This is a genomic window from Streptomyces sp. NPDC028308, assembly GCF_055565855.1.
This window is the reverse complement of record NZ_JBVHTO010000018.1, coordinates 116091-141275: the sequence shown is the minus strand read 5'-3', so window position 1 is coordinate 141275 and position 25185 is coordinate 116091. Positions and strand designations below refer to the sequence as shown.

Annotated in this window: 20 protein-coding genes and 1 pseudogene; 12 read left to right on the top strand and 9 right to left on the bottom strand. The window is 71.3% G+C overall.

Annotated elements, in window-relative coordinates; all coding sequences use genetic code 11:
- The first annotated feature begins 44 nt into the window (after positions 1–44).
- The 5 genes from gcvH (at position 45) to ACZ4VA_RS35980 (ending at position 4451) form a co-directional block, all read left to right on the top strand.
- Entirely contained in the window at positions 45–422 is a 378-nt protein-coding gene (gene gcvH / locus ACZ4VA_RS36000) for a glycine cleavage system protein GcvH (RefSeq protein ID WP_355793244.1), read from the top strand.
- Positions 423–435: 13 nt separating this feature from the next.
- Positions 436–1698: a serine hydroxymethyltransferase gene (gene glyA / locus ACZ4VA_RS35995; protein ID WP_355793246.1), complete on the top strand. Its 1263-nt coding sequence runs from the start codon at positions 436–438 to the stop codon at positions 1696–1698.
- A gap of 166 nt (positions 1699–1864) precedes the next feature.
- Positions 1865–3232: an L-serine ammonia-lyase gene (locus ACZ4VA_RS35990; RefSeq protein ID WP_356171618.1), complete on the top strand. Its 1368-nt coding sequence runs from the start codon at positions 1865–1867 to the stop codon at positions 3230–3232.
- A 114-nt stretch (positions 3233–3346) separates the two neighbouring features.
- Positions 3347–3901, top strand: a complete 555-nt coding sequence (locus tag ACZ4VA_RS35985) for a glycoside hydrolase family 25 protein (RefSeq protein ID WP_355794030.1) — start codon at positions 3347–3349, stop codon at positions 3899–3901.
- A gap of 10 nt (positions 3902–3911) precedes the next feature.
- On the top strand, positions 3912–4451 hold the full coding sequence (locus ACZ4VA_RS35980; RefSeq protein WP_356243807.1) for an MOSC domain-containing protein: 540 nt from the start codon (positions 3912–3914) through the stop codon (positions 4449–4451).
- Between the two features lie 4 nt (positions 4452–4455).
- Here ACZ4VA_RS35980 and ACZ4VA_RS35975 read toward each other — a convergent pair.
- Positions 4456–5157: pseudogene (locus ACZ4VA_RS35975) on the bottom strand (NADPH-dependent F420 reductase); the annotation flags it as partial.
- Between the two features lie 194 nt (positions 5158–5351).
- Complete coding sequence (locus ACZ4VA_RS35970; protein ID WP_356171728.1) at positions 5352–5564, bottom strand: EF-hand domain-containing protein; 213 nt, start codon at positions 5562–5564, stop codon at positions 5352–5354.
- 195 nt (positions 5565–5759) lie between these two features.
- Between ACZ4VA_RS35970 and ACZ4VA_RS35965 the strand changes: the two genes are divergently transcribed.
- Positions 5760–6398, top strand: coding sequence for a GNAT family N-acetyltransferase (locus tag ACZ4VA_RS35965; protein WP_356243810.1), 639 nt, complete (start codon positions 5760–5762; stop codon positions 6396–6398).
- Between the two features lie 19 nt (positions 6399–6417).
- On the opposite strand, the gene ACZ4VA_RS35960 is transcribed toward ACZ4VA_RS35965, so the two are convergent.
- From ACZ4VA_RS35960 to ACZ4VA_RS35930, 7 genes are all read right to left on the bottom strand, one after another.
- Complete coding sequence (locus ACZ4VA_RS35960) at positions 6418–7023, bottom strand: ADP-ribosyltransferase (RefSeq protein ID WP_468084084.1); 606 nt, start codon at positions 7021–7023, stop codon at positions 6418–6420.
- A 101-nt stretch (positions 7024–7124) separates the two neighbouring features.
- Positions 7125–8306, bottom strand: a complete 1182-nt coding sequence (locus ACZ4VA_RS35955; protein ID WP_355784488.1) for a YncE family protein — start codon at positions 8304–8306, stop codon at positions 7125–7127.
- Positions 8306–9115 (bottom strand): polysaccharide deacetylase family protein, encoded by an 810-nt coding sequence (locus ACZ4VA_RS35950; RefSeq protein ID WP_355784491.1) that lies wholly within the window; start codon positions 9113–9115, stop codon positions 8306–8308. Before ACZ4VA_RS35950 ends, ACZ4VA_RS35955 begins: the two co-directional genes overlap by 1 nt.
- 293 nt (positions 9116–9408) lie before the next feature.
- The gene (locus ACZ4VA_RS35945; protein ID WP_355784494.1) at positions 9409–9912 is read right to left on the bottom strand and encodes an ATP-binding protein; all 504 of its coding nucleotides are present in this window, start codon (positions 9910–9912) and stop codon (positions 9409–9411) included.
- 286 nt (positions 9913–10198) lie between these two features.
- Positions 10199–10966 carry an enoyl-CoA hydratase/isomerase family protein gene (locus ACZ4VA_RS35940; protein ID WP_355784497.1) on the bottom strand — a complete coding sequence of 256 codons (768 nt, stop codon included), beginning with the start codon at positions 10964–10966 and terminating at the stop codon, positions 10199–10201.
- A gap of 85 nt (positions 10967–11051) precedes the next feature.
- Positions 11052–12290 (bottom strand): L,D-transpeptidase, encoded by a 1239-nt coding sequence (locus ACZ4VA_RS35935; protein ID WP_355784500.1) that lies wholly within the window; start codon positions 12288–12290, stop codon positions 11052–11054.
- A gap of 179 nt (positions 12291–12469) precedes the next feature.
- Positions 12470–13687, bottom strand: a complete 1218-nt coding sequence (locus ACZ4VA_RS35930; protein ID WP_355784503.1) for a L,D-transpeptidase — start codon at positions 13685–13687, stop codon at positions 12470–12472.
- A gap of 154 nt (positions 13688–13841) precedes the next feature.
- On the opposite strand from ACZ4VA_RS35930, the gene glgX reads away from it, so the two are divergent.
- The 6 genes from glgX to ACZ4VA_RS35900 all read left to right on the top strand — a co-directional run bounded on the left by glgX (position 13842) and on the right by ACZ4VA_RS35900 (position 25179).
- On the top strand, positions 13842–16106 hold the full coding sequence (gene glgX, locus ACZ4VA_RS35925) for a glycogen debranching protein GlgX (RefSeq protein WP_468084081.1): 2265 nt from the start codon (positions 13842–13844) through the stop codon (positions 16104–16106).
- A gap of 215 nt (positions 16107–16321) precedes the next feature.
- The gene (locus ACZ4VA_RS35920; protein WP_468084079.1) at positions 16322–18466 is read left to right on the top strand and encodes an ABC transporter ATP-binding protein; all 2145 of its coding nucleotides are present in this window, start codon (positions 16322–16324) and stop codon (positions 18464–18466) included.
- A complete protein-coding gene (locus ACZ4VA_RS35915) occupies positions 18463–20346 on the top strand; it encodes an ABC transporter ATP-binding protein (protein WP_356243817.1) in 1884 nt (627 codons plus the stop codon). Before ACZ4VA_RS35920 ends, ACZ4VA_RS35915 begins: the two co-directional genes overlap by 4 nt.
- Positions 20347–20613: 267 nt before the next feature.
- Positions 20614–22656: a M4 family metallopeptidase gene (locus ACZ4VA_RS35910; RefSeq protein WP_388904072.1), complete on the top strand. Its 2043-nt coding sequence runs from the start codon at positions 20614–20616 to the stop codon at positions 22654–22656.
- Between the two features lie 296 nt (positions 22657–22952).
- Positions 22953–24608: a M4 family metallopeptidase gene (locus tag ACZ4VA_RS35905; protein WP_468084077.1), complete on the top strand. Its 1656-nt coding sequence runs from the start codon at positions 22953–22955 to the stop codon at positions 24606–24608.
- A 70-nt stretch (positions 24609–24678) separates the two neighbouring features.
- Positions 24679–25179 (top strand): DUF1990 family protein, encoded by a 501-nt coding sequence (locus ACZ4VA_RS35900; RefSeq protein ID WP_356243823.1) that lies wholly within the window; start codon positions 24679–24681, stop codon positions 25177–25179.
- Positions 25180–25185 lie beyond the last annotated feature (6 nt).

Genomic DNA, 25185 nt, shown 5'->3' with positions numbered 1-25185 from the left:
CCCCGCTGCATCAGCAGTCCCCCGCGTACAGGAGAATCCAGGCCATGAGCAACCCCCAGCAGCTGCGCTACAGCAAGGAGCACGAGTGGCTGTCGGGCGCCGAGAACGGCGTCTCGACGGTCGGCATCACGGAGCACGCGGCCAACGCGCTCGGCGATGTCGTGTTCGTCCAGCTCCCGGAGGTCGGTGACACCGTGACCGCGGGTGAGACCTGCGGCGAGCTGGAGTCGACCAAGTCGGTCAGCGACCTCTACGCCCCGGTCACCGGCGAGATCACCGAGACCAACCAGGACGTCGTGGACGACCCGTCCCTGGTGAACTCCGCCCCCTTCGAGGGTGGCTGGCTGTTCAAGGTGCGCGTCACGGACGAGCCGGACGACCTGCTCTCCGCGGACGAGTACACCGAATTCACCGCAGGCTAAGGACTCCCGACTGATGTCGCTTCTGAACACGCCCCTTCATGAACTCGACCCGGACGTCGCCGCCGCGGTCGACGCCGAGCTGCACCGCCAGCAGGCCACCCTGGAGATGATCGCCTCGGAGAACTTCGCTCCGGTCGCGGTCATGGAGGCCCAGGGCTCGGTCCTCACCAACAAGTACGCCGAGGGCTACCCGGGCCGCCGCTACTACGGCGGCTGCGAGCACGTCGACGTGGTCGAGCAGATCGCCATCGACCGCGTGAAGGCGCTCTTCGGTGCCGAGCACGCCAACGTCCAGCCGCACTCCGGTGCCCAGGCCAACGCCGCCGCGATGTTCGCGCTGCTCAAGCCCGGCGACACGATCATGGGTCTGAACCTCGCGCACGGCGGGCACCTGACCCACGGCATGAAGATCAACTTCTCCGGCAAGCTCTACAACGTGGTCGCGTACCACGTCGACGACGCCACCGGTCAGGTCGACATGGCCGAGGTCGAGCGGCTGGCCAAGGAGTCGAAGCCGAAGCTGATCGTGGCCGGCTGGTCCGCGTACCCGCGTCAGCTGGACTTCGCCGCGTTCCGCCGGATCGCGGACGAGGTCGGCGCCTACCTGATGGTCGACATGGCGCACTTCGCCGGCCTGGTGGCGGCGGGCCTGCACCCGAACCCGGTGCCGCACGCCCACGTCGTCACGACCACCACGCACAAGACGCTGGGCGGCCCGCGCGGCGGCGTGATCCTCTCCACGGCCGAGCTGGCGAAGAAGATCAACTCCGCCGTCTTCCCCGGTCAGCAGGGCGGACCGCTGGAGCACGTGATCGCCGCCAAGGCCGTGTCCTTCAAGGTCGCCGCCACGGAGGACTTCAAGGAGCGCCAGCAGCGCACGCTGGACGGCGCCCGGATCCTGGCCGAGCGCCTGGTCCAGGACGACGTCAAGGCCGTCGGCGTCGACGTCCTGTCCGGTGGCACGGACGTGCACCTCGTCCTGGTCGACCTGCGCGAGAGCGAGCTGGACGGGCAGCAGGCCGAGGACCGCCTCCACGAGGTCGGCATCACGGTCAACCGCAACGCCGTCCCGAACGACCCGCGCCCGCCCATGGTCACCTCGGGCCTGCGGATCGGCACGCCCGCCCTCGCCACCCGCGGCTTCCAGGCCGAGGACTTCACCGAGGTCGCGGACATCATCGCCGAGGCGCTCAAGCCCTCGTACGACGCGGACTCGCTCAAGGCCCGGGTGTCCGCTCTGGCCGACAAGCACCCGCTGTACCCCGGCCTGAAGTAAATTCGTACGCTTTTTTGCCGTACGCGTCTTTTCATGACAGCGTCTTCTCTCGTACGAACGTCCGGGGCACCGCGCACACTGGAAACCGAGCGCGGTGCCCCGCCGCATGCACCGCCCCGCACGACCGGCTGACAACGGCGTCCGCCGAAACCCTGAGGAGTTACCCGTGGCCATCTCGGTCTTCGACCTGTTCTCGATCGGCATCGGCCCGTCCAGCTCCCACACGGTGGGCCCGATGCGCGCGGCCCGCATGTTCGCCCGGCGGCTGCGCAACGAGGACCTACTGACCCCGACCGCCTCGATACGCGCCGAGCTGTACGGCTCCCTGGGCGCGACCGGCCACGGCCACGGCACCCCCAAGGCGGTCCTGCTCGGTCTGGAGGGCGCGTCCCCGCGGACGGTGGACGTCGAGGGCGCCGACGCCCGGGTGGAGGCCATCCGCACCGGCGGCCGGCTCGCCCTGCTCGGCGAGCACGAGATCGACTTCTCCTTCGACGACCACTTGGTCCTGCACCGCCGCAAGGCCCTGCCGTACCACGCGAACGGCATGACGCTGTGGGCGTTCGGCGCCGACGGCGAGGAACTGCTGTCGAAGACCTACTACTCGGTCGGCGGCGGCTTCGTCGTCGACGAGGACGCGGTGGGTGAGGACCGCATCAAGCTGGACGACACGGTCCTCAAGTACCCCTTCCGCACGGGCGACGAGCTGCTGCGCCTGACGAAGGAGACCGGCCTGTCGATCTCCGCCCTGATGCTGGAGAACGAGCGGGCCTGGCGCACCGAGGAGGAGATCCGCGAGGGCCTCCTGGAGATCTGGCGGGTGATGCAGGCGTGCGTCGCGCGCGGCATGTCCCGTGAGGGCATCCTGCCGGGCGGCCTCAAGGTGCGCCGCCGGGCCGCCGTCACGGCCCGCCAGCTGCGCGCGGACGGCGACCCGCTGGCCCACGCCATGGAGTGGATCACGCTCTACGCGATGGCCGTGAACGAGGAGAACGCGGCGGGCGGCCGTGTGGTCACGGCGCCCACCAACGGCGCCGCCGGCATCATCCCCGCCGTCCTGCACTACTACGTGAACTTCGTGCCGGGCGCCGACGAGGAGGGCGTCGTGCGCTTCCTGCTCGCGGCGGGCGCCATCGGCATGCTCTTCAAGGAGAACGCCTCCATCTCCGGCGCCGAGGTCGGCTGCCAGGGCGAGGTCGGCTCCGCCTGCTCGATGGCCGCGGGCGCGCTCGCCGAGGTCCTCGGCGGAAGCCCCGAACAGGTCGAGAACGCCGCCGAGATCGGCATGGAGCACAACCTGGGCCTGACCTGCGACCCGGTCGGCGGCCTGGTCCAGATCCCGTGCATCGAGCGCAACGGCATGGCGGCGGTCAAGGCCGTCACGGCGGCGAAGATGGCCATGCGCGGCGACGGCTCCCACAAGGTGTCCCTCGACAAGGTCATCAAGACCATGAAGGAGACCGGCGCGGACATGTCCGTCAAGTACAAGGAGACCGCGCGCGGCGGACTCGCGGTGAACATCATCGAGTGCTGAGGCCCCTTCCGTGCGTACAGGGGTGGGCACCGCGAAGTGAGGGAAAAGGCAAGGAAGTTGGCGTTTCTCGCCGCTCCCCCCACTTCCCCGCCCCCCACGGCACAAGGAGTCGCCATGCTGCGCGGCATCGACGTCAGCGCCTACCAGTCGTCGTCCTTCTCCACCGACGGTCTCTCCTTCGTCTTCGTCAAGGCGACGGAAGGCCGCTCCTACGTCAACCCGAAGCTCAACTCGCAGGTGAAGCGGGCCCGTGACGCCGGCTGCGTCGTCGGGCTCTACCACTTCCTGTGGCCGGGCAACATCACCGCCCAGGCCGAGTACTTCCTCGCCAAGGCCCCGGACAAGGCCGGTGACATCCTCGCCGTCGACTGGGAGACCACCGGCGAGGGCACGCACGCGAGCAACGCCGAGAAGGACCGCTTCCTGCGCAAGCTCAAGGAACTGCGCCCGGACAACCGGGTCGTCCTGTACTGCAACCGCAACTTCTGGCTGAACGTCGACAGCACGTCCTACGCGGGCGACGGTCTGTGGATCGCCGACTACGTGAGCGCGGGCAGGCCGAGGATCCAGGCCGACTGGACGTTCCACCAGTACACCGACGACCCCCTGGACAGGGACGTGGCGGCCTTCACCGACGCCGCCGATCTGCGGGAATGGGCGAACCCGTAGGCTTCGCCGCATGGGGAAAGTGACCGCGGTCAGCCGCAACGGGACGTATGCGTTCACCAAGCCGAACCGGGACGCCATCACGCTGCTCGACGGGCTCGGCGTCGAGGGGGACGTGCACGCGGGCGTGACCGTCAAGCACCGCTTCCACATGCGCAAGGACCCCACGCGGCCGAACCTGCGGCAGGTGCACCTCATCCACGAGGAGCTGTTCGAGGAGGTCCGCGAGGCGGGCTTCTCCGTCACCGCGGGTCAGCTCGGGGAGAACGTCACCACTCGCGGGATCGACCTGCTGGGCCTGCCCACCGGGGCGCTGCTGCGGCTCGGCGGCGAGGCCGTGGTCGAGGTCACCGGGCTGCGCAACCCCTGCGCGCAGATCGACGGCCTCCAGAAGGGCCTGCTCAAGCGGATGGTCGAGCGGGACGGGGACGGCGCGCCCCGACCGCTGACCGGCGTCATGAGCGTCGTGCGTGCCGGGGGCGTGGTGCGGCCCGGGGACCCGATCGTGATCGAGCTGCCGGACGGGCCGCACCACCCGCTGCGGATCGTCTGACGGCTCAGCCGCGGAAGTCCGCCGGGCGTTCCGCGGGAGCCTCCGCGAGAGCCTTCGTCACCCCGTCGACGCCGGCCCGCAGTCCGTACACCGGGGTGCCCGGCTGCTGGCGCCAGGAGTCGTCGAGGCCGCCCGCGTCGACGGTGTCGAAGCCGAGTTCGTCGATGAGGCCGCGCACGACCCGCTTCGCGGCCTCGTCGTCGCCGGCCACCGGCAGGGCCATCCGCTCGGGGTCGCCGGCCGGGCGGCCGCGGTCCAGGATGTCCTGCGCGAAGGTGCCGTTGAACGCCTTGACCACGGTGTGGCCGATCCGCTCGGCCGTCCAGCGGCTCTCGGTCAGGCCCTCGTCCTCGATCGCGGCGATCCGGCCGTCGCGCTGCTGCGGGTAGTAGTTGCCGGTGTCGATCACGGCGACGCCCTCGGCCGCCCCGTCGAGGACGCCGGACGGCAGGTCCGGCACCGCCTTCAGCGGGATCGTGACGACGACGACCTCGGCGCCGCGCGCCGCCTCCTCGACCGGTACGGGCGTCGCCCCGGTCTCCTCGGCGAGCTGGGTGAGGGTGTGCGGGCCGCGCGAGTTCGCGACGGAGACCTCGTGGCCGAGGGCGGTGAGCCGCCTCGTGAGGTTGCCGCCGATGTTGCCCGCTCCGATGATGCCGATCTTCATGACATGCCCTTCCGGGGGCCGGGTGCCTGCTGACGCGGACCACCAACCTCCGGAGGCGGCGGGCTATTCCGGGGGTACGGGCAGACGGGTGACGCCGGCCGGATGACGCCGGTGGTCTTCGGGGGCCCGACCCGGTGCGGCACCGGCGCCCGGCCGCCGCGTGCGTACGCCGCTCCCGCGGGCATGACGAAGGGGCGCCCCCGCGCTGCGGTGGCGCCCCTCGTCCGGCCGGCTCACTTGTTCAGGTGGGCCCAGAACTCGTCGAACGAGAGGAGCTTGTCTCCGTCGATGTCACGGGAGGCGATCACGGCCTCCGCGACCGACTCGGTGACGTTCCAGTCCCCGCCCTGGGCGAGAGCGGTCTTGAACTCCGCGGCCGTGACGTACCCGTCGCCGTCCGCGTCGATCCGCTCGAACGCCTTGCGTGCTTCCTCGATGTCCGCCACCGGATCCGCCCCTTCTTGGTGCTTCATGCAGGCCCTGCGGCCCTACTGACGGAGGTCAGATTAACGGTCCGCCCGCGCGGGCGGGGCAGCGCCCACCGGGGCCGGTTCCGGGGCCCGCGGCGCGGGGGCCGATCATGGGGTGGCGCCGGGCGTTCCGGCGCCCGGGACACCCGGGGCGGGAAGAGGGGCGGCGCCATGGCCGGCACGCTGCGGGACATCCTGGACGCGGCGGCCCGCGGGGTCTTCCCGCCGGCCGACGGCTCCACCACCGTCGTACCGCAGCCCTGCCCGCGTGACGCGGGCGTCCTCGCCTTCACCGCGCACTCCGTGGTGTTCACCGACGAGGACCCGGCGTGGGTGCGCGCGACGCTGGGCTCCCTGGACTGCGATCCGCTGGCCGCGACGATGAACCCGCGCTTCCTCGCCGCGTTCATGGACCGCACCGGGCGGTCCACGGACACCGTCGACCTGCTGACGGTGGCCGCGCCGCTGGCCGGGGAGCCGCCGGTGGCGCTGACGGAGATCGACGACCCCGGTCATCCCCGGGTGGCCCGGGCGCGCGAGCGGCGGGACGACGTGCGGGTGTGGGCGGCGGACGGCGGCGTGCTCGTGCTGGGGCGCGGGGTCGCCGGGCGGCTGGAGGCGGCGGTCGAGGTGACGGAGTCCGCACGGCACCGGGGGCTCGGCCGGGCGCTCGCGGTGGCGGCCCGGCACCTGGCCGGCGGCGAACCGGTGTGGGCCCAGCAGGCTGCGGGGAACGCCCGCAGTGTGCGGGCGTTCCAGGCGGCGGGCTACCGGCCGGTCGGGGCGGAGGCCCTCCTCGCCCGCCGGTGAGGGCCCGCCGGGGGTCGGCTCAGTGCCAGGGCTCGTAGTACGGGTTGCTCTCGCAGTCGCTCATGATCTCGGTCCGGGTCTTCTTGTCGACCGGGCAGACGCCCACGATGTACTGCCGCGCGATGCCGCCCGGGAAGGCGACCTCGACCTGGTTGGCCCACCGGTGGGTGGTCCCGATGGTCTTGTTGACGTCGATGCCGCCGGGGGCGTCGACGTAGTAGTTGTAGGCGCTCTTCCACGTCTTGTAGAGGTCGTGGTCGTAGCTCGTCGAGACGTACGGCGAGGGCTGGTTGACCAGGACGTACTGCTCGATGTCGTACTGCCCGCCGACGGTGTCCTTGGGGTGGAAGCCCTGCTCGAAGACGGTCGAGGGGCCGCGGCCGTCGCTGCGGTAGAGGGTGCCGCAGGTCGTGCGCCAGACCGGCTCGGGGGTGATGCGGCCGACGTCCACGCGCCGGTCGGCGGCCGCCGTGAGCGGATCGTAGAACTGCGGGCAGGCGGGGGCGGCGGCCCGGGTGAGCGAGGCGGGCGGGGACGCGGGGGTCGTCGCCGCGGAGGTGGCGAGGACGGCCGCGAGGGACAGGGCGAGGGCGGCGGCCCGTCGCCGCAGGCGAGTGGTGATCATGCGGTGCACGATCTCGGCTGTGCGGCGGCGGACCGGGGATCCTCACCCCTGGGGCGGCGTGTCACCGTCACCAGGTCGACGGGAACGGTGCCGGGCCGGGGTCAGCGGAAGATTCCGGTGTGCCCCAGCGAGTAGCGGCCGGGCTGCGGGTACACCGCGAGTCCGTGCGGGCCGCTGCCGACCTTGATGCGGGCGAGCTGGGCGCCGGTACGGGTGTCGATGGCGTACACCTCGGAGTCGTAACGCCCGGACAGCCAGAGCACCTTGCCGTCGGCGGAGACACCGCCCATGTCGGGGCTGCCGCCGTCGGGCAGGTGCCACTTCTTGGTCAGCCGGTTCTGGGCGAAGTCGAAGACGGAGACGGTGCCCTCGCCCCGGTTGGAGATGTACATCTCGCGCGAGTCGCGGCTGACGTAGAGGCCGTGGCAGCCCTTGCCGGTGGGCAGCAGGGTCGGCTCGGTGAACTTGTCGCCGTCCAGCACCCACATGCCGTGGGCCATCATGTCGGCGATGTAGAACTTCTTGCCGTCTGGGGAGATCTTCACGTCCTGCGGCATGGCGCCGTCGAACGGGAGCTTCTGCTGGGCGACGACCTTCATCTTCTCGGTGTCGACCTTGAGCAGTTCGCCGCTGAACTCGCAGGAGACGATGAAGTAGCGGCCGTCCGGGGAGAAATCGGCGTGGTTGACGCCGTAGCAGCTGACCGGCTCACTCTTCACCCGCTTCATGGTGTGCGCGTCCCGGAAGACCAGCTCGCGGTCGAGCGAGGCCATCACGATCGCGTACTTGCCGTGCGGCGTGAAGTACAGGTTGTACGGGTCGTGCACGTCGACGGTCTTGCCCGCCCGGCCGGTCTTCGGGTCGATCGGGGTGAGGGTGTTGCCCTTGTCGTTGTTGACCCACAGCGTCTTCATGTCCCAGGAGGGGACGACGTGCTGCGGCTGGGAGCCGACCGGGATCGTCTCGATGACCTCGTAGGTGGCCGGGTCGATGACCGAGACGGTGTTCGAGTTGGTGTTGGGGACGTAGACGCGGGAGGGGAAGTCCTTGACCACCGGCGAGAGCTTGCCGGGACGGTCCGCCGCGTAGACGTCCTTCGGGTCCAGGACGGGCGGCATCCCGGGCAGCCCCCGCGCCGGCTCCGGCCGGGCCCGCTCGACGGGCGCCTTGGTGCCGAGTGCCTCGTCGGCGTGGTCGTCGGCCGCGCTCGAACACCCGGCGAGGGCGGTGAGAACGGCGCCCGCGATCAGGGCGCGCTTGGTGAGTTTCCGGTTGCGGTGCATCAGCTCAGCAGCTCCGTGGTGGTCACCGCGCGCAGTCCGCGGCGGTCGAGTTCTTCCAGGACGGCGGGAAGCGCGGCGACCGTGTCCGCGTACCCGAAGTGCAGGCTCACCACCGATCCGGCGCGGACCTCGCCCATGACCTTGCGGGTCACGGCCGTGGCGCCCGGCGAGGTGAAGTCGAGCGAGTCGACGTCGTACGAGAGGACGTGGGGGTATCCGGCGCGACGGGCCACCCGCTCCACCAGGGGCGAGGCGTGCGGGGTGCGCGAGGGGCGGAACCAGGTGCCGGGGGAACCGGTCAGCCGGCGCAGCCGGTCCGCGCAGCCCCGGATCTCGGCGTACGCGTCCGCCTCGGACATCGTGTTGATGCCGAGGTGGCGCAGGGTGTGGTTGCCGAGGTCGTGGCCGCCGTCGAGGATCCGCCGGGCCAGCTCCGGATGCTCGTCGAGCCAGGTTCCGACGGCGAGCACGGTGACCCGGGCGCCCCGGCGCTCGGCCTCGCCCAGGAGGGCGCGGGCGATCGCCGGATCACCCTGCCCGTGGAAGGTGAGGGCGACCTGGGGCCGGGTGCGGGGGCCGTGCTCGATCTGCACGGGCTGCCCGGGGTAGTGCCGGGGTGAGGGCGCCGGGCGCCTGTCCGGGGGGTGCGGGGCGCCGGACGCGGCGGGTGAGTCCGGGATGCCCGGCGCGCGGGCCTCGTGCGCGGCGGCCCCTCCCGGGGAACACGCGGCGGAGAGGGCCCCGGCTACGGCGAGCCCGGCACCCGCGCGCAGCGCCGAACGGCGGTCGGTCGTGGTCACCTGCACCATTTAAGGGCGATCCGACCACAAATAGGCATATTGACGTGTTGAACGACTGACGCGGGTCGCGGCGCCGTCACCGACGAACGCGAATCGCTTGGCAGCGGCGCCACGGAAAATCCAGCCCCTCCGGCGCTTGAGAAGCGGGGTCCGGGGCGGACCCCGTGACGTCGGCACCAGTGAGCGTTGAGGGCCCGTGCCCGCGATCACGTCACGTCACGTCACGTCACGTCACGTCACGTCACGTCACGTCGCCAAGACGACCCCGTACGCGGAGCCGGGGCAAGAGGGCCGCCCCCGCGTCAGCGGTCGGCGACCCGCATCTCGAACCAGGTCGTCTTGCCGCGGGGCAGCAGATCGACGCCCCAGCGGTCGGAGAGCTTGTCGACGAGGAAGAGCCCGCGCCCGCTCAGGTCCATCTCCTGGACCGGCATCAGACAGGGCAGCCCGCGGGAGGGGTCACGCACCTCGACGCGGATCCAGCCCCGGCGCCGGCGCATCCGCAGACCGAACACCCGGGCGCCGGTGTGCCGCACGGCGTTGCCGACGAGTTCGGAGACGAGTAGGACCGCGTCCTCGGTCATCTTCGGCGAGAGCCCCCACTGGCGGAGCACCACCACCTGGGCGAGCCGTCGCGCACTGGCGGCCGATTCGGGGCGGGACGGCAGGACCACCTCACCCTCCGTCGGATTCCCGAACAACTCCAGGGCTTTCAGAGCCCGTTCGTCCTCCACCGCCGGCGACCAGCGCGCCGCGGTCGCACTCGCGTGCCGCCGCGGCTGTTCCACACCCTCCAGCCCCGCCATGGCACCATCATGGCCGCCCCAGGGCCCCTACGGGGCGGTTCCGAGGGAATACGCCCCCCGGAACCGCTCGTTCCGCAGGAGTCGAACGGCATATGCCACAGGTAATTCAAGACCGGCGGCACCCTGTCCGACCTGCGGTGGAACCCCCGTTCACGGCATGGACCCGGGAACCCCGTTCAGTTGCCCTTAAGGTTCTCTTAAGGCGGGCATAAACCAGCCCATCGGGGGACGCCGGGTGAGACGTCGCGTCAACTGCAAGCGGTTCGGGGCGACAACTGCTGCCGGATCAGAGGAACTTCGCCTTGCCGGGGCCCTCGTCCACGAAGCTGCGCATGCCCCGCTCCCGGTCCTCCGTGGCGAACAGCCCCGCGAACCAGTTGCGTTCGACGGTCAGTCCGGTCTCCAGGTCGGTCTCCAGCCCGGCGTCGATCGACTCCTTGGCGGCCCGCAGCGCGATGGCGGGTCCCTGCGCCAGCTTCGCGGCCCACGCGTGCGCCTGGGCGTACACCTCGTCCCTGGGGACGACCCGGTCGACGAGCCCGAGCGTGAGCGCCTCGTCGGCCTTGACCATGCGGCCCGTGAAAATGAGGTCCTTGGCCCGGGAGGGACCGATCAGCCGAGAGAGGCGCTGGGTGCCGCCGGCGCCGGGGATCAGGCCGAGCAGGATCTCCGGCTGGCCGAGCTTCGCGTTCTCCGCGGCGATGCGGTAGTCGGCGCAGAGCGCCAACTCGCAGCCCCCGCCGAGCGCGTAGCCGGTGACCGCGGCGACGACGGGCTTGGGGATGCGGGCGACGGCGGTGAAGGAGTCCTGCAGGCCCCGGGACCGCGCGACCATCGCCGCGTGGTCCATGGCCTGCATCTCCTTGATGTCCGCGCCGGCCGCGAACACCTTCTCGCCGCCGTACAGCACCACCGCGCGCACGTCGGTGCGGCGCGTGGCCTCCTCGGCGAGTTCCTTGAGGCGGTCCTGGGTGGCGACGTCCAGCGCGTTCATCGGCGGACGGTCGAGACGGATGGTGCCGACGCCTTCGGCGACTTCGAGATGCACAGTCATGGGAGCAGGTTAGTGGCCGTTAACGCCGACGGGCCCGGTGTGCTCGGTCACAGCGGCACACCGGGCCCGGAGGCGAAGGGGGATCTTAAGCCGTCCACTTCTCCCAGGACATGTTCCAGCCGTTGTACCCGTTGTCCGGGGCCACCGTCTTGTCGTGGGAGTTCTTCACGACGACCACGTCGCCGACCATCGAGTGGTCGAAGAACCACGCGGCGGGCACGCTCCGGTCGCCGCCGCCGCGCACGTCCCGCAGGCCGACGCAGCCGTGGCTGGCGTTGTAGTTGCCGAAGGCGTCGCCGCCCCAGTAGTTGCCGTGGATGAAGGTGCCCGAGTTGGTCAGGCGCATCGCGTCCGGCACGTCCTTGATGTCGTACTCGCCGCCGTAGCCGACGGTCTCGCCGTTCATCCGGGTCACCCGCAGGCGCTCGCTGATGACCATCTGGCCGTTCCAGGTGTCGTAGCCGGGCTTGCCGGTGGTGACCGGGATGGTCTTGATGGTCTTCCCGTCGCGCTTGACGGTCATCTTCTTGGTCTTGACGTCGACGGTGGAGACCTGGCTGCGGCCGATCGTGAACTTCACGGTCTTGGCCTGCTCGCCGTACACCCCGGGCCGGCCCTCGACGCCGTCGAGGTTGAACTCGACGGTGACCTTCGTGCCCGCCGCCCAGTACTCCTCGGGGCGGAAGTCCAGCCGGTCGTTGCCGAACCAGTGCCCCTGGACGTCGACCGCGGGCTCGGTCTTGATCCTGATCGCCTTCTCGACGTCCTCCGGGTGCGTGATGCCCCGGGTGAAGTGCACCGAGAACGGCATGCCCACGCCGACCTTGGAGCCGTCCTCGGGCGTGTAGATCCCGACGAAGGTGTTCTTCGGGGTCAGCGTGGTGAACGCGGACTCCTCGGCGGCCTCACGGCCGTCGGCGTCCTTGGCCACCGCGTGGACCTTGTACTTGGTGGCCGAGGCCAGGTGCGTCGAGGGCGTCCAGGTGGCGCCCCCGCCGGTTATCTTCCCCTCGACCGCCTTGCCCTTGGTGTCCTCGACCTTCACCTCGGTCAGCTTGCCCTTGGCCGCGGTCACCTTGAGGGCGCCGCTGGTCCGCACGTCGTCGGCGCCGTCCTTCGGGGCGATCGTCACGACCGCCGCCGACGCCTTGGTGTCCGCCGTACCCGACTCGCCCTTGCTCTTCCCAGACCCGGAGCCCGTGTCCCCGCCCCCGCCGCACGCGGTCACCGCACACAACAGGACACCCAGCAGCAGTGCCAGGCCCCCCTTGTTCCGCCGTGACCGCGCGCCAACCGACGCCCCCGATATCGGTCGCCCGTTCAAAGTCGTTCTCCCCTCGCACGGCCTGATCAGGCCCGCACCCCGGCGCGTCCCACGCGCATATCGCGCTAATTAATCACACCGCCGGAGGTGTTGGATCCCCGCGATTGTCACCGTTCAGTTCCAAGTTCAACCGCGCGAAGGGGAGTCGGAAGCCGCTCCGTACGTACCCGTATGTCGGGCTACTCGACCGCGGAGCCCGCCTTCCACTGTTTCCAGCCCATGTTCCAGCCGCCGAGGCCGTTGTCGGGGGCGACCTTCTTGTCCTTGCTGTGGACGACCTCCACGACGTCGCCGACGAGGCTGCGGTCGAAGAACCAGCCCGCGGGCGTCCGCGAGCTGCCGCCCCTGACGTCCCTCAGCCCCACGCAGCCGTGACTGACGTTGGTGTTGCCAAAGGCGTCCGGCGCCCAGTAGTTGCCGTGCAGGAAGGTGCCGGAGCTGGTGAGACGCATGGCGTGCGGGACGTCCGGGATGTCGTACTCGCCGCCGAAGCCGACCGTGCGGCTGTTCATCCGGGTCACCTCGAGCATCTCGGTGACGACCATCTTCCCGTTGTACGTCGTCGTCTTCGGGGCGCCCGCCGTGATCGGCACGGTGGCCAGCAGGTCGCCGTCGCGGCGCACCTCCATGGTGTGCTCGGCCGCGTCCACGAGGCTCACCTGGCTGCGTCCGACGGTGAAGGTGAGCGTCTTGTCCTGCAACCCGTAGACACCGGGCGCCCCTTCGACGTCCCGCAGCCGCAGCGCCACCGTCACCCGGGTCCCGGGCTTCCAGTACCTCTCGGGCCGGAAGTCGAGCCGGTCCCGGCCGAACCAGTGCGGGCGGATGTCCACCGGGGGCACCGCGGTCACCCGGATCGCGCGCTCGACGGCGGCCCGGCGCCGGATCTCCCGGTTGAACTCCAGGGAGACGATCATCCCGGTGCCGACCACGGCGCGGTTCTCGGGGGCCACGTACCCGATGAACCGCTCGTCCGGCACCGCCGTCGTGAACGCCGTGTGCCGGGCGGAGCGGCGCCCGTGCCCGTCCAGCGCCACCACGTCCACGGTGTACCGGGCGGCGAGCGCGAGCCTCCTGTCGTCGGGCCGCCAGCTCAGGCCGTCGTCCGTGATGCGGCCGCGCACTTCGGACTCCTGCGCGTCCTGGGACTTGACGACCTTCACCGACTCCAGGCGCCCGCCGGGCACCCGTACCGTCAGCTTCTCGCCGGGCCGCACCCCCTTGCTGCCGTCGTCCGGCGAGACACGGATGACGTCCTCGGGCGCGCGGGGCTTGCCGAGCACCTCGTCCATCCCGTCCGACGAGCAGCCGGAGGCGGCGGCCAGCAGGACCGCCCAGGTCAGTACGGCCGCCAGTACGGCCCCGGCGCGTCGCGCGCGCGTCTGTACGTGGATCACGACCGCCCAACGACCATGCCCCTCCTGGGGAAACGTGAGTGCGAGCCACCCGGTGGGCAGAACAGTGGGGAGGACGACGCGACGGGGAACCGCGGCCGGGACGCCACGGGCCCCTTTTCTTGTCGCTCCCCATCGAGCCGCGGGAGGCTGACCGGTGTCGAGCGCACCCGAGCAGGAGGCAGTCCAGGAAGGACATGCCACGGGAAGCGGACTGCCCACGCAGTCCGCCCCTGTGAGGAACGGCACGCAGCGGGCGGCGCCCGTCGTGCCCGTGTGGCCGGGTACCCCGACTCCCCTCGGGGCACGCTTCCGGGTCGGCCCCGACGGCGTCGCGGGCACCAACTTCGCGCTGTGGGCGGGCGGGGCGGAGGCGGTGGACCTGTGCCTCTTCGACGAGCGGGGCGGCGGGGCGAGCGAGATCCGCGTCAAACTCACCGAGCTGACGCACGAGATCTGGCACGGTTTCGTCCCCGGCATCCTCCCCGGGCGCCGCTACGGCTACCGGGTGCACGGCCGCTGGGACCCGTGGACCGGCGCCCGCTGGAACCCGGCGAAGCTGCTCCTGGACCCGTACGCGCGTGCCGTGGACGGCGACTTCACCCTGCCGCCGGAGGTGTACGGGCACGTCCGCGACTGGCCCCAGCAGCATGTCGCCGACACCGTGCGCGACGACCGCGACTCGGCCCCGTACGTCCCCAAGGGCGTCGTCGTCCATGACGACGACGACTGGGCGGACGACCACCGGCCCAAGACGCCGTGGGCCGACTCGGTGATCTACGAGCTGCACGTACGGGGCTTCACCCGGCTGCACCCGGGCATCCCGGAGGAACTGCGCGGCACCTACGCCGGTCTGGCGCACCCGGCGGCGATCGAGCATCTGACGGCGCTCGGGGTGACGGCGGTGGAACTGCTGCCGGTGCACCAGTTCGCGCACGAGGACCATCTGCTGCGCAGGGGCCTGCGCAACTACTGGGGCTACAACTCCATCGGGTACTTCGCCCCGCACGCCGCCTACTCCGCGACCGGCACCCGGGGCGAGCAGGTCGGCGAGTTCAAGCGGATGGTGCGCGCGCTGCACGCGGCCGGCATCGAGGTCATCCTCGACGTGGTCTACAACCACACGGCGGAGGCGAGCGAGCTGGGCCCGATGCTCTCGCTGCGCGGCATCGACAACCGCGGCTACTACCGGCTCCAGTCGGACGCCCGGCGGTACGCGGACTACACGGGCTGCGGCAACACCCTGCACGTGGTGCAGCCGCACGTGCTGCGGCTGATCACCGACTCGCTGCGCTACTGGGTGACGGAGATGGGGGTGGACGGCTTCCGTTTCGACCTGGCTGCGGCGCTCGCCCGCTCCATGCACGACGTCGACATGCTCTCGCCGTTCCTCGCCGTCATCGCGCAGGACCCGGTGCTGCGGCGGGTCAAGCTCATCGCGGAGCCCTGGGACGTCGGTTCGGGCGGATACCAGGTGGGGTCCTTCCCGCCGCTGTGGACGGAGTGGAACGACCGGTACCGCAACGCGGTGCGCGACTTCTGGCGCGGGGCGCTGCCCGACGTACGGGACCTGGGCTACCGGCTGTCCGGGTCGAGCGACCTCTACGCGTGGGGCGGGCGACGCCCGTACGCGTCGGTCAACTTCATCACGGCCCACGACGGGTTCACCCTCCGGGACATGGTCTCCTACGAGCGCAAGCACAACGAGGCCAACGGCGAGGGCAACCGGGACGGCTCCGACGACAACCGCGCCTGGAACTGCGGGGTGGAGGGCGAGACGGACGAGGAGCGCGTACAGGCCCTGCGCCGCCGCCAGTTGCGCAACCTGCTGACCACGCTGCTGCTGTCCACCGGGGTGCCGATGCTGGTCGCGGGCGACGAGTTCGGGCGGACGCAGCGGGGCAACAACAACGCGTACTGCCAGGACAACGAGATCAGCTGGGTCGACTGGTCGCAGCTGGAGGACCCGGCCTGGCGGGCGCTGTTCGACCTCACGTCCCGGCTGATCGCCCTGCGGCACGGGCACCCGGTGCTGCGGACGCGGGCCTTCTTCTCCGGGCGGGCGCACTCGGCGGACGGACTGCGGGACCTCGCCTGGTTCACCTCGCGCGGCACCGAGATGACGGAGCGGGACTGGTACGCGCCGGCCGCGACGCTCGGGATGTACCTGTCCGGGCGGGACATACCCGGACGCGACGCCCGGGGGGCGCCGGTCGTGGACGACAGCTTCCTCGCCGTGCTGCACGCCGGGGACCGGCCGACGGCGTTCGTGCTGCCGGGGCCGCCGTGGGCCGCGGAGTACGAGGTCGTCGTGGACACCTCCCGCGAGGAACAGGGCGAGGCGCCGGGAGTGACGCACCGGGCCGGCACGACCGTCACGGTGCCCGCGCGCGCGGTGCTGCTGCTGCGGGTCGCGGGCTGAGGGGCGTGATTTAAGGGGGGCGCGGACCGAGGGCCGTCGGGCCGGCGTCGCGGCTTGGTGCGCGTAGGCCGGTGCGCGTCGGCCCGGTGCGAGCCGGCCCGTGGAAGGACCGCGTCCGGTACGGCGTCGAGCACGGCGTCCGGGCCGCCGGGCCGTCGTGGGTCCGGCCAAAACTCGGTGGGCGGTGTCAGTGGCAATCCGTAGGCTCGCCCCTGATGGCCACGACAGATGCAACGACCAAGGATCACGACGGCCCCACCGGCGGGCCCGGTCACGCGGATGCCGCCGAGGCCGCCGCCGGACCGGGCGGCCAGGCCGACGGGGGCTCCACCGTACGCAGCCTGCTGCGCCTGTGGCCGTACGTACGGCCCGTGCGCGCGCGGCTGTTCGGCGCGGCCTGCGTCGCCGTCGTCGCCTCCTGCGTCGGGCTGGTGATCCCGCTCGTCCTGAAGTGGCTGGTGGACGGTCCCGTCGCCGGCCACGACCCGCAGGGGGTGTGGCTCGGGGCGCTGTACCTGCTGCTGCTCGGGTTCGCGGAGGCGCTGCTGTTCGGGCTGCGCCGGTGGCTGGTGGCGCGACCGCTCGCGGGTGTCGAGGCGGACATGCGGGCGGATCTGTACCGGCATCTCCAGCGGCTCCCGGTCGCCTTCCACGACCGCTGGGCCTCGGGTCAGCTGCTGTCCCGGGCCACCACGGACCTGATGCTGCTGCGCATGTTCCTGGCCTTCCCGCTGACGTTCCTGTTCGTCAACGCCGTGACGATCCTCGTCGGCATGGCCATCATGCTGCTCCAGCAGTGGACCCTCGGGCTGGTGCTGCTGGCCCCGGTCCTGCCGGTGGTGCTGGTCTGCTGGCTCTTCGAGCGGCGGTACTCGCAGGTGGCGCGGCTGGCGCAGGACCAGGTGGGCGATCTGACGACGGTCGTCGAGGAGAGCGTGCTCGGCATACGCATCATCAAGGGCTTCGGGCGCCACCGCAGCCAGGCCCGCGCGTTCCGGGAGCTGTCGCGGACCCTGCGCGGCACGGAACTGGCCAAGGCCCGGCTGCTCGCCTCCATCTGGGCCGTCATCGTCACCCTGCCGGAACTGGCCATCGGCGCGGCCCTGGTCCTCGGTACGGTCCAGGTCGCGGACGGCGATCTCTCCGCCGGGACGCTGGTCGCCTTCCTGTCGACGGCCCTGGCCCTGCGCTGGCCCATCGACTCGATCGGCTTCCTGCTGGCGATGAGCCAGGAGGCGGCGACGGCCACCCAGCGGTACTTCGAGGTGATGGACTCCGCGCCGGAATCGGCCGACCCGGCCGACGGAGCCGCCGGTGAAGGCGCCGGTCCCCGCAAGGGTGTGGGTACGGGCGGCGGTACGGGGACTCGGGACGGCGTCGGTAAGGGGACTCCGGACGACGCCGACGCCGACGCCGGTGATGGTGATCGTCACGGTCCCGCCTCGGGTTCCGGGGCGAGCCGTCACGACGGTGACGGTGACGTCGAGGGCCCGGAAGGCATCGGTGCCGGAGCGGCCGGCACCGTGCGGGCGGGCGCGGGCGGACTGCGGTTCCACGGGGTGCGGTTCCGCTACCCGGACGCCCCCGCGGACGCGGCCCCCGTGCTCGACGGCATCGACCTGCACATCCGCCCCGGCGAGACGATGGCCCTGGTCGGGGCGACCGGCTCCGGCAAGACCACCCTCACGGCCCTCATCCCGCGCCTGCACGAGGTGACGAGCGGCCGCATCACGCTGGACGGCGAGGACATCACCCGGATGCCCAGGGCGACGCTGCGCGAGCTCGTCGCCGTGGCCTTCGAGGAGCCCACGCTGTTCTCCGCGAGCGTCGGCGAGAACGTCCTGATGGGCGCCGCCGACACCGCGGGCGAGACGGAGCTGGACCGCGCCCTGGCCGTGGCGCAGGCCGACTTCGTCCACGCGCTGCCCGAGGGGGCCGCCACCCAGGTCGGCGAGCAGGGCCTGAGTCTGTCCGGCGGTCAGCGCCAGCGCCTCGCCCTGGCACGCGCCGTCGTCGGCAGCCCCCGCTTCCTCGTCCTGGACGACCCGCTCTCGGCGCTGGACGTGCACACGGAGGCCGCGGTGGAGGCGGCCCTGCGCCGCGTACTGGCCCGCACGACGGCACTGGTCGTCGCGCACCGCCCGTCCACGGTGCTGCTCGCCGACCGGGTGGCCCTGCTGTCCGGGGGCCGCGTCGCCGCCGTCGGCACTCATCACGAACTGCTGCGCTCGAACGCCGAGTACGCCTGGCTGATGTCGGGCACCGAGGACACCGGCGCCGCTCCCGGTGCGGGGCACGGCACCGACACCGCACGCCGGACCGCCCACGCCGGCGCCCGCACCGAGGAGGACCACCGATGACGGCGCCGACGACGACCGCGCCGGACCGGGACCCCGACCGGGACCGGGCCGGGGAACCGGACCACACGCCGCGGGAGGACACCGGGCGCGCCGACCCCTTCGACCGCGACGTCCTGCCCACTCCCCCGGGTGCGACGGCCGCGCTGCTGCGCTCGCTCCTCGCCCCGCTGAGGGCCCGGGTCGTGGTGGCGACGGTCCTGCTGCTGGTCCAGCAGGCGGCCGTCCAGGCGGGTCCGCTGCTCGTCGCGTACGCCATCGACCGCGCGGTACCGGCCTTCCGGCACGACGACCGCGGTCCGCTGATCGCGGTGGCGGTCGCCTACCTCGTGTGCTCGGTCGCCTCCGGCGCACTGCAATACGCGTTCATCGCGGCCTCCGCCCGCGTCAACCAGGACGTCCTGCTCGACCTGCGCGGACGCATCTTCCGGCACGCGCAGGCGCTCAGCATCGACTTCCACGAGCGGTACACCTCGGGCCGGCTGATCTCCCGCTCCACCACGGACGTCGAGTCCCTGCGGGAGCTGCTCAGCGAGGGCCTGCAGGAACTCGTCATGGTCATCCTGTCCTTCGTCTACATCTCGGCGATGCTGCTCTGGCTCGACCTGGGCCTGGGCGCGATGGCCGTTGCCTCCTTCGTGCCGCTGTACCTGCTGGTGCGGCTCTACCAGCGCCGCGCGGGCCGCGTGTACCGCGTGCGGTCGACCGCGATCGCCGCCGTCATCGTGAAGTTCGCGGAGACGATGAACGGGATCAGGCCGGTGCGCGCCTTCCGGCGCGAGGCGGCCAACGACGCGCAGTTCCGGGTCCTGAACCGGCGGCACGAGCGGACGAACGGCGACGCGCTGCTGGAGATGGCGCGCTACGTCACCGGCTCGCGCCTGGTCGCGAACGTGGCGGTCGCGGGCATCGTGCTGTGGGGCGCGCACCGGGTGGCGTCCGGCTCGCTGGAGCTCGGCGTGCTGGCCGCCGCGGTGCTCTATCTGCGCCGGCTGTACGACCCCATCGACCGGCTCGGCATGTTCCTCAACTCGTACCAGTCGGCGGCGGCCTCGCTGGAGAAGATCGCGGGTCTGCTCGCCCAGACGCCCGCGGTGCCGGAGCCCGTGACGCCCCGGCACCTGCCGGAGTCCGCCTCGGAGCACCCGGGCCGCGAGGTCGTCTTCGAGGGCGTCCGCTTCGCGTACCGCACCGGCGGCGAGGTCCTGCCCCGCTTCGACCTCACCCTGCCCGCCGGGCAGACGGTCGCCGTGGTCGGCTCGACCGGCGCCGGCAAGTCCACCCTGGCCAAGCTCCTGGCCCGCTTCTACGACCCGACCGAGGGACGGGTCCTGCTGGACGGGGTCGACCTGCGTGATCTCGCCAACGCCGAACTGCGGCGCGGAGTGGTCATGGTGACGCAGGAGGCGTTCCTGTTCTCCGGCACGGTCGCCGAGAACATCGCCATCGGCCGCCCGGACGCGGGCCGGGAGGAGATCGAGCGGGCCGCGAAGGCGATCGGCGCGCACGAGTTCATCAGCGCCCTGCCCGACGGCTACGACACGGACGTACGCAAGCGGGGCGGCCGCATCTCGGCGGGGCAGCGCCAACTGGTCGCGTTCGCGCGGGCGTTGCTCGCCGACCCCGCCGTGCTGATCCTCGACGAGGCGACCAGCTCGCTGGACGTGCCCGGCGAGCGGGCGGTGCAGCGCGCGATGTCGACGGTCCTGCACGGCCGGACCGCCGTCGTGATCGCGCACCGGCTGTCCACGGTGGAGATCGCCGACCGGGTGCTGGTGATGGAGCACGGCCGGATCGTGGAGGACGGCACGCCGGACCAACTCGTGCTCGACACCGGCAGGTTCGCCGATCTGCACCGGGCGTGGCAGGACAGTCTGGCCTGACCGGGTGACCAGTTCGTATACCGAACACGACCAACCGGACAACGAACGGTTTCCGGCCAAGTTCTTGATGCGCCCCTGACAGAACGCGCAATCTGCTGCCACTCTTCCCACGGCCGCTTCACAGCAACCTCACAGCACCTTCGCTGTGCCGTGGCGCAACCTCCTGTGCACCTGGCTTTGCGTACCGCCCTGTTCTGCCCGGACGGCTCACCCATCGTCCGGTCTCCCCTGGCCGTGCGACCCGCGGCCACGCAGAAGGAGTCAGTGTTGAGAAGCAGCACCTCCCACAGACGCACCTCCCACACCGCGCGCCGCCGCGCCACCGCCGCCGCACTCGTCGGCGTCACCGCGCTGCTCACCGCGGCCGTCCAGTCGGGCGCCGCCAGCGCCGCCCCCGAGAAGGCACCGGCCGGGAAGATCAACCCCGGTTCCGTCGCCGTGCAGCTCACGCCCTCCCAGCGCGCCGAGCTGATACGCGACGCCGACGCCGCGAAGGCGGACACCGCCAAGGACCTGGGACTCGGGGCGAAGGAGAAACTCGTCGCCCGCGACGTCATCAAGGACAAGGACGGCTCCGTCCACACCCGCTACGAGCGCACCTACGCCGGACTCCCGGTGCTCGGCGGCGACCTGGTGGTCGACACCGCCGCCTCCGGGAAGACCGAGGGCGTCGTCAAGGCGACGAAGGCCACGATCAAGGTCGCCTCGCTGACGCCGGCCGTCACCGCCTCGAAGGCGGAGAAGCAGGCGCTGTCGGCCGCCAGGGACGCCGGCTCGGAGAAGACCGAGGCCGACCGCGCGCCCCGCAAGGTGATCTGGGCGGCGAACGGCAAGCCCGCGCTCGCGTACGAGACCGTCGTCGGCGGCCTCCAGGAGGACGGCACCCCGAACGAGCTGCACGTCGTCACGGACGCGGCCACCGGCAAGAAGCTCTACGAGTACCAGGGCATCGAGACCGGCACCGGCAACACCCAGTACAGCGGCACGGTGCCGCTGACGACCACGCTCTCGGGCTCCACGTACACGCTGAACGACGGCGCGCGCGGCGGCCACAAGACGTACAACCTGAACCGCGGCACGTCGGGCACCGGCACGCTGTTCTCCCAGACCAGCGACACCTGGGGCAACGGCACCACGTCGAACGCCGCCACCGCGGGCGCCGACGCGCACTACGGGGCCGCCGTCACGTGGGACTTCTACAAGAACTCCTTCAACCGCAGCGGCATCAAGAACAACGGCGTCGGCGCGTACTCCCGCGTCCACTACGGCAACGCGTACGTCAACGCGTTCTGGGACGACGGCTGCTTCTGCATGACGTACGGCGACGGGTCGGGCAACGCCAAGCCCCTCACGTCGATCGACGTGGCCGGCCACGAGATGAGCCACGGCGTCACCTCCAACACCGCGGGGCTCAACTACTCGGGCGAGTCCGGCGGTCTGAACGAGGCGACCTCCGACATCTTCGGCACCGGCGTGGAGTTCTACGCCAACAACTCCTCCGACGTCGGTGACTACCTCATCGGCGAGAAGATCGACATCAACGGCAACGGCACCCCGCTGCGCTACCAGGACAAGCCGAGCAAGGACGGCGCGTCCAAGGACAGCTGGTACTCGGGGATCGGGTCGATCGACGTCCACTACTCCTCGGGTCCCGCGAACCACTTCTTCTACCTGCTGTCCGAGGGCAGCGGCGCGAAGGTGATCAACGGCGTCAGCTACAACTCGCCGACCGCCGACGGCCTTCCGGTCACCGGCATCGGACGCGAGAAGGCGCTCCAGATCTGGTACCGGGCGCTCACCACCAAGTTCACCTCGACCACCAACTACGCGGCGGCCCGCACCGGCACGCTCGCGGCGACGGGTGAGCTGTACGGCACCACCGGCGCGGAGTACAAGGCGGTGCAGGACGCGTGGGCGGCCGTGGCCGTGGGCGCGCGTTCCGGTGGCGGCGGCGGTGGCGGCACGTCGTTCGAGAACACGGCCGACGTATCGATTCCGGACAACGGCGCTGCCGTGACGTCCTCGGTGACGGTCTCCGGCCGGACGGGCAACGCCCCTACGAACCTGGCCGTCGCGGTGGACATCGTGCACACCTGGCGCGGTGACCTCGTCATCGACCTGGTGGCCCCGGACGGCACCGCGTACCGGCTGAAGAACTTCAGCTCGTCCGACTCGGCGGACAACGTGAACACCACCTACACGGTCGACGCGTCCTCCGAAGTCGCCAACGGCACCTGGAAGTTGAGGGTCCAGGACCAGGCGGCGCAGGACACCGGCTACATCAACAGCTGGAAGCTGACGTTCCCGTAGACCGTCCCGCGGTCCCGCACAGGCAGGGCGCCGTCCCGGTGGTTCGACTCCCCGGGGCGGCGCCCTCTTTTACCGTGCCCTGACCCGGCCTTGGTTGCCTCTTTGAACAAGATCGATTCCGCATTGCGTACAGCGGTTTTCACTCAACGGACGCTTTCCGGCCAAGCTTTGATCGCACTCCTGACATGTACGCGTCCCAGGTGGCACTCTTCCACCGCACGGCACTCCCGCACCGCACCTTCGTACTTCCGGACGGCGACCCCACGCCGCCCGGTCGCCCCCCATAAGGAGCTTGCGTGACCCCCCTCTACGCGCGTCACAAGCGCACCACTCTGGCCATCGCGACCGCCGTTGCGGCCGGAGCGCTCCTCACCACCGGTATCACCGGTGCGTCCGCCCAGACCCCCACCTCCCCCTCGGGCACGCCCGCCCTCTCCGCCGCGCCGGTGCAGCTGTCCGCGGCGGCCCGCACGACCCTGATCAAGGACGCCCAGGCGGGCGTCACGCGCACGGCCGACGAGATAGGTCTCGGCGCCAAGGAGAAGCTCGTCGTCAGAGACGTCGTCAAGGACGCCGACGGCACCCTCCACACCCGCTACGAGCGCACCTACGACGGACTCCCGGTCCTCGGCGGCGACCTGGTCGTCCACGAGACGAAGGCCGGGAAGACCAAGGGCGTCACCAAGGCGACGAAGGCGGCCATCAAGGTGGCCTCCCTCAAGCCCGCCGTGACCGCCCAGAAGGCCGAGAAGCAGGCCGTGAAGGCCGCCCAGTCGGCCGGCTCCGAGAAGACGACCGCCGACCAGGCCCCCCGCAAGGTGATCTGGGCGGCGGACGCCAAGCCGACCCTCGCCTACGAGACCGTCGTCGGCGGCCTCCAGGACGACGGCACCCCGAACGAGCTGCACGTCGTCACCGACGCGGCCACCGGCAAGAAGCTCTACGAGTACCAGGGCATCGAGACCGGCACCGGCAAGACGCTGTACTCCGGCTCGGTCTCGCTCACCACCACCCTGTCGGGTTCGACGTACAGCCTGACGGACGGCACCCGCGGCGGCCACAAGACCTACAACCTCAAGCACGGCACGTCGGGCACCGGGACGCTGTTCACGGACGCCGACGACGTCTGGGGCACCGGCGCCGCCTCCAGCTCCACCACCGACCAGACCGCCGCCGCGGACGCCGCGTACGGCGCCCAGACGACCTGGGACTTCTACAAGAACACCTTCAACCGCAGCGGCATCAAGAACAACGGCGTCGGCGCGTACTCCCGCGTCCACTACGGCAACGCCTACGTCAACGCGTTCTGGGACGACGGCTGCTTCTGCATGACGTACGGCGACGGCTCGGGCAACACCCACCCGCTCACCTCGCTGGACGTGGCCGGCCACGAGATGAGCCACGGCGTCACCTCCAACACCGCGGGCCTCAACTACTCGGGCGAGTCCGGCGGTCTGAACGAGGCGACCTCCGACATCTTCGGCACCGGCGTGGAGTTCTACGCCAACAACTCCTCCGACGTCGGCGACTACCTCATCGGCGAGAAGATCAACATCAACGGCAACGGCACGCCGCTGCGCTACATGGACAAGCCCAGCAAGGACGGCGGCTCCGCCGACTACTGGTCCTCCACGGTCGGCAGCAAGGACGTGCACTACTCGTCCGGTGTCGCCAACCACTTCTTCTACCTGCTGTCCGAGGGCAGCGGCAGCAAGACGATCAACGGGGTCACCTACAACTCCCCGACGTACAACGGCTCCGCGGTCACCGGCATCGGCCGCGCCAAGGCCCTGCAGATCTGGTACAAGGCGCTGACGACCTACATGACGTCGTCGACCAAGTACGCGGGCGCCCGCACCGCGACCCTGTCCGCGGCCTCGGCGCTGTACGGCTCCACCAGCACGGAGTACGCGGCCGTGAAGGCCGCCTGGACCGCGGTCAACGTCAACTGACCCGTCCTCGCTCCCGTCGGGCGGCCCCCGGAGAGAAGGTTTCTCCGGGGGCCGCCCTAGGCTGTCCCCCATGCCCTTCACCTACGAGGACGTGGGCGCGACCCGCGAGGACCGTTGCCCACCGGGCTTCCACCGACTGCATGTCCGAAACCGCATCGGCGAGGGCGAGGACGTCTTCCGCAGGGCGTGCCAGGCGGTGCTGACCTGGGAGATGCACCGCGCGGTCGGCGTCGCCGTCTCGGCGGACGCGCCGACGGCGACGCCCGGCGTCGACGTCACCGTCGGCATCGGCCCGATCAAGGCCCCCTGCCGGGTCGTCTGGACGCTCGACGAACCCCGCCGCGCCGGCCTCGCCTACGGCACCCTGCCCGGCCACCCGGAGAGCGGCGAGGAGGCCTTCGTCGTGGACCGCACCGGCGACGGCACCGTCTGGCTGACGGTGACCGCCTTCAGCCGCCCGGCCAAGTGGTACACCCGTGCGGGCGGCGCGGCCACCCGCGGACTCCAGCACGCCTACGCGCAGCGCTGCGGAGTCGTGCTGCGCCGGCTGTGCGCCGAGGTGCAGGAGTAGCGGCGG

Excerpts from the sequence above, each read along its gene's own strand:
- ACZ4VA_RS35900 (WP_356243823.1), top strand. The coding sequence starts at position 24,679 with ATGCCCTTCACCTACGAGGACGTGGGCGCGACCCGCGAGGACCGTTGC.
- ACZ4VA_RS35955 (WP_355784488.1), bottom strand. The coding sequence starts at position 8,306 with ATGCACCGCAACCGGAAACTCACCAAGCGCGCCCTGATCGCGGGCGCC.
- ACZ4VA_RS35985 (WP_355794030.1), top strand. The coding sequence starts at position 3,347 with ATGCTGCGCGGCATCGACGTCAGCGCCTACCAGTCGTCGTCCTTCTCC.
- ACZ4VA_RS35915 (WP_356243817.1), top strand. The coding sequence starts at position 18,463 with ATGACGGCGCCGACGACGACCGCGCCGGACCGGGACCCCGACCGGGAC.
- ACZ4VA_RS35940 (WP_355784497.1), bottom strand. The coding sequence starts at position 10,966 with ATGACTGTGCATCTCGAAGTCGCCGAAGGCGTCGGCACCATCCGTCTC.
- ACZ4VA_RS35945 (WP_355784494.1), bottom strand. The coding sequence starts at position 9,912 with ATGGCGGGGCTGGAGGGTGTGGAACAGCCGCGGCGGCACGCGAGTGCG.
- ACZ4VA_RS35980 (WP_356243807.1), top strand. The coding sequence starts at position 3,912 with ATGGGGAAAGTGACCGCGGTCAGCCGCAACGGGACGTATGCGTTCACC.
- ACZ4VA_RS35960 (WP_468084084.1), bottom strand. The coding sequence starts at position 7,023 with ATGATCACCACTCGCCTGCGGCGACGGGCCGCCGCCCTCGCCCTGTCC.
- ACZ4VA_RS35920 (WP_468084079.1), top strand. The coding sequence starts at position 16,322 with ATGGCCACGACAGATGCAACGACCAAGGATCACGACGGCCCCACCGGC.
- glyA (WP_355793246.1), top strand. The coding sequence starts at position 436 with ATGTCGCTTCTGAACACGCCCCTTCATGAACTCGACCCGGACGTCGCC.
- ACZ4VA_RS35965 (WP_356243810.1), top strand. The coding sequence starts at position 5,760 with ATGGCCGGCACGCTGCGGGACATCCTGGACGCGGCGGCCCGCGGGGTC.
- gcvH (WP_355793244.1), top strand. The coding sequence starts at position 45 with ATGAGCAACCCCCAGCAGCTGCGCTACAGCAAGGAGCACGAGTGGCTG.
- ACZ4VA_RS35950 (WP_355784491.1), bottom strand. The coding sequence starts at position 9,115 with ATGGTGCAGGTGACCACGACCGACCGCCGTTCGGCGCTGCGCGCGGGT.